Annotated in this window: 5 protein-coding genes; all 5 read left to right on the top strand. The window is 73.0% G+C overall.

The genetic code is table 11. The annotated features are described in order from the left end of the window. Positions 1–31: 31 nt before the first annotated feature. A complete protein-coding gene (locus tag LLG88_08385; GenBank protein ID MCE5246920.1) occupies positions 32–502 on the top strand; it encodes a hotdog fold thioesterase in 471 nt (156 codons plus the stop codon). Continuing rightward, on the top strand, positions 475–1,677 hold the full coding sequence (locus tag LLG88_08380) for an efflux RND transporter periplasmic adaptor subunit (GenBank protein ID MCE5246919.1): 1,203 nt from the start codon (positions 475–477) through the stop codon (positions 1,675–1,677). Before LLG88_08385 ends, LLG88_08380 begins: the two co-directional genes overlap by 28 nt. A gap of 12 nt (positions 1,678–1,689) precedes the next feature. After that, positions 1,690–2,406 carry an ABC transporter ATP-binding protein gene (locus tag LLG88_08375; GenBank protein MCE5246918.1) on the top strand — a complete coding sequence of 239 codons (717 nt, stop codon included), beginning with the start codon at positions 1,690–1,692 and terminating at the stop codon, positions 2,404–2,406. Further along, entirely contained in the window at positions 2,403–3,542 is a 1,140-nt protein-coding gene (locus tag LLG88_08370) for an FtsX-like permease family protein (protein ID MCE5246917.1), read from the top strand. The genes LLG88_08375 and LLG88_08370 overlap by 4 nt, the downstream gene beginning before the upstream one ends. Before the next feature lie 102 nt (positions 3,543–3,644). Further along, the coding region (locus LLG88_08365) for an ABC transporter permease (protein ID MCE5246916.1) at positions 3,645–4,117 on the top strand (473 nt) is incomplete at its 3' end.

The raw sequence follows: 4,117 nt of genomic DNA, 5'->3' as shown, positions 1-4,117 counted from the left end.
GGCGCCTGAATGGCGGGAAAGGGACGTCGTCATGCCGTCGCTGTGGCGCGGGCCGGTCGACCTCGGCGCGCTCAATCAAGCAACGAAGGGAACGCTCGTCGAGGCGCTCGGCATCGAATTCGTCGAGGCGGGGGAGGACTTCCTCGCCGCGCGGATGCCGGTGGACGAGCGGACGCGGCAGCCGTTCGGCGTGCTGCACGGCGGCGCGAGCGCGGCGCTCGCCGAGACCGTCGCCAGCGCCGCCTCGATCCTCGCCGTGGACAGCGCGCGCTTCCGCTGCGTCGGCCTCGAGATCAACGCCAACCACATCAGGTCGGTCGCGGACGGCGGCTTCGTGCGCGCCGAATGCCGGCCGCTGCACGTCGGCCGCTCGACCCACGTTTGGGAGATTCGGATCAGCGACGACGCGGGGCGTCTCGCCTGCGCCGCGCGGCTGACCGTCGCCGTCGTTCCCCTCGCCGCACCGGAGGATCCGTGGCCAACGACAACCTCGGCGCGCTGAAGATCGAAGACAAGGACCGCGGCCTCGCGCCGCGGCGGCGCAATTGGATCATCGCCGCCGTCGCCGCGGCGGCGTTGCTCCTGCTGCTGGCGGTCGCGCTGCCGCAGCGCGCGGCGCGCGTGCAGGTCGCCGCGGCGCGCGCGCCCGAAGCCGGTCCGGCGCCGCTGCTCAACGCCAGCGGCTACGTCACGCCGCGCCGGCGGGCGACGGTCGCGGCGAAGATCACCGGCCGCGTGCTCGACGTCTTCGCCGACGAGGGGCTGGTCGTCAAGGAAGGGGACGTCCTCGCCAGGCTCGACGACGCCGAGGCGCGCGTCGCCCTCGCCGCGGCCGAGCGGGACCGCGACGTCGCGCGGGCGCAGATCCCCGACCTCGAAGTCAACCTCGCCAACGCCGAGCGCGAGCTGAAGCGGTACGACCGTCTGCGCCGCGAGACGGTCGTCAGCGAGGAGGCGCTCGACGCGACGCGCACGAGCGCCGAGAGCTACCGCGCGAAGCTGCAGCTCGCCAAGGAACAGGTGCGCTCGGCCGAGGCGCGGATCGCCGTCGCCCGGCAGGACCTCGAGAACTGCACCGTGCGCGCGCCGTTCGCGGGAATCGTCGTCTCCAAGGACGCGCAGCGCGGGGAGATGGTCTCGCCGATCTCCGCCGGCGGCGGCTACACCCGCACCGGCATCGCCACGATCGTGGACATGCAGTCGCTGGAGATCGAGGTGGACGTCAACGAGGCGAACATCGCCCGCGTCCGCGAGGGGCAGAAGGTCGCGGCGACGCTCGACGCCTATCCCGACTGGCGGATCCCGGCGAGCGTGCGCACGGTGATCCCGACCGCCGACCGGCAGAAGGCGACGGTCAAGGTGCGGATCGCCTTCGACGCCCTCGACCCGAAGATCCTGCCCGACATGGGGGTGAAGGTCGCCTTCCTCGGCGAGCCGGAGCCGGGCGCCGCGCCGCGGGCGATCGTGCCGCGCGCCGCGGTGCGGAACGAGGACGGCGGCGACGTCGTCTACGTGCTCAAGGACGGCCGCCTCGCGCGGCGGCCGGCGAAGCTCGGCACGCCGCGCGGGACGGAGATCGACCTGGTCGAAGGCGCGGCGCCGGGAGAGCAGGTCGTTGTCGGCGGGCCGCAGCGGCTGCGCGACGGCGCGAAGGCCGTCGCCGCGTCCGCCGACTGAGCGGGGGCGCTCGTGGTCCGCGTGGACGGTCCGGAGCGGTCGGAGAGCCTCGTCCGCGTCCGGAACCTCGACAAGATCTACCGCCGCGGCGGCGAGACGATCCACGTCCTGCAGGGGCTGAACCTCGACGTCGACGCGGGGGACTTCGTCGCCTTCATGGGGCCGTCGGGTTCGGGCAAGACGACGCTGCTCAACCTGCTCGGCGGCCTCGACGTCCCGACCTCCGGCGCGGTGACCGTCGCCGGCGACGAGATCACGCACCTCTCGCGGGCCAAGCTGACCCGCTGGCGCGCGCGGCACGTCGGCTTCGTCTTCCAGATGTACAACCTGATGCCGGTCCTCGACGCCTACCGCAACGTCGAGCTGCCGCTGTTGCTGACGCGTCTTTCCGCGGCCGAGCGGCGGCGGCACGTCGAGGCTGCGCTGGAGATCGTCGGCCTCTCCGACCGCGCGCGACACTTCCCGCGGCAGCTCTCGGGCGGACAGGAGCAGCGCGTGGCGATCGCGCGGGCGATCGTCGCCGACCCCACGTTCCTCCTCTGCGACGAGCCGACCGGCGACCTCGACCGCAAGTCGGCCGGGGAGATTCTCGACCTGCTGGAGCGGCTCTCGCGCGACTACGGCAAGACGATCCTGATGGTCACCCACGACCCGCAGGCGGCGGAGCGGGCGCACGCGACGCTGCACCTCGACAAGGGCGCGCTGGCGGAGGCCCGGGGGCGGGCATGAAGTACGTCCGCATCGTCGTCGCCAACCTGCTGCGGAAGAAGGTCCGCGCGCTGCTGACGGTCGGCTCGTTCGCGGTGGCGCTCTTCCTCTTCGGCGTGCTGGCGACGATCCGGACGTCGTTCGGCGGCGGCGTGGAGGTCGCGGGGGCGGACCGCCTCGCGGTGATCAACAAGACCTCGCTGATCATGCCGCTGCCGATCTCCTACCGCGACCGGATCCTCGCCGTTCCCGGCGTGGCCGACGTGACCTACTCGACGTGGTTCGGCGGCGTCTACCAGGACGAGAAGAACTTCTTCCCCCAGTTCGCGGTGGACGCCGACACCTGGTTCCGCACCTACCCCGAGTTCGTCGTCCCGCCGGAGCAGCTCAAGGCGTTCCGCGCCGACCGCCAGGGGTGCGTCGTCGGCCGCGGCCTCGCCAAGCGGTTCGGCTGGCGGATCGGCGACCGCATCCCGCTGCGCGGCACGATATGGACCGGGACGTGGGAGTTCAACCTCCGCGGGATCTACGACGGCAAGCGGGCGGAGGACGACGTCAACCAGTTCTGGTTCCGCTACGACTACCTCGAGGAGCGGCGGACGTTCTTCAAGGGGCTGGTCGGCTGGTACGTCGTGCGGGTCGCGAACCCCGACGAGGCGACGAAGATCGTCGAGGAGATCGACGCCCGCTTCGCCGACTCCCCCTACGAGACCTCCACCCAGACGGAGCGGGCCTTCGCCGCCGGGTTCGTCAAGCAGATGGGGAACATCGAGTTCCTCATCCTCTCCATCGGCGGGGTCGTGTTCTTCACGCTGCTGCTGGTCACCGGCAACACGATGGCGATCGCGGTGCGCGAGCGGACCGGCGAGCTGGCGGTGCTGAAGACGCTCGGCTACTCCGACCGCGCGGTGCTGGGGCTCGTGCTGGCCGAGTCGGCGACCTTCGCCGGCGTCGGCGGCGGGATCGGCCTCGCCCTGGCGAAGGGGTTCACGATGGGCGGCGACCCGACGCACGGGATGCTCGGCAACTTCTACCTGTCGTCGGGAACGCTGGCCTTCGGCTTCGCCCTGGCGATCGTCGTCGGCCTCGCCGCGGGGCTGCCGCCGGCGCTCTCGGCGATGCGCCTCGACATCGTCGAAGCGCTGCGGCGGGTCTGACGATGGCGATCCGGCCGGTGCACGACGGCGCCGCGCCGCGGCGGGCCTGACGATGGCGATCCGGCCGGTGCACGGCGGCGCCGCGCCGCGGCGGGTCTGACGATGGCGATCCCGCTGATCTACAACGTCCTCTCGCTGCGCCGCCGCTGGCTCTCGTCGCTGGTGGCGGTGCTCGGCGTGGCCGGCGCGGTGGGCGTCTTCGTGGCGATGCTCTCGCTCGCCCGCGGCTTCCAGGCGACGCTGGTCGCCTCCGGCTCGCCGCGGAACGCGATCGTGCAGCGCGCCGGCGCGTCGTCGGAGATGGTCAGCGGCGTCGGCCTCGACGAGGTGCGGATCGTCTCGACCGCCCCCGGCGTGGCCCGCGACAAGGACGGCCCGCTCGTCTCGGCGGAGCGGGTGGTCGTCGCGGGGTTCGCGCTGCGCGGCGCCGGCTCCGCCGCCAACGCGCAGGTGCGCGGCGTCTCGCCGCGGGTCCTCGACGTGCGCCGCGGCGTGCGGGTCGTGCGCGGCCGCTTCTTCCGGCCCGGTCTGGCGGAGATCGTCGTCGGCGCCGGCGCGGCGCGCAGCTTCGCCGA

It is taken from the genome of bacterium (assembly GCA_021372775.1).
In the GTDB taxonomy this organism is placed as follows: domain Bacteria; phylum Acidobacteriota; class Polarisedimenticolia; order J045; family J045; genus JAJFTU01.
This window is presented reverse-complemented; position numbering and strand designations above follow the sequence as displayed.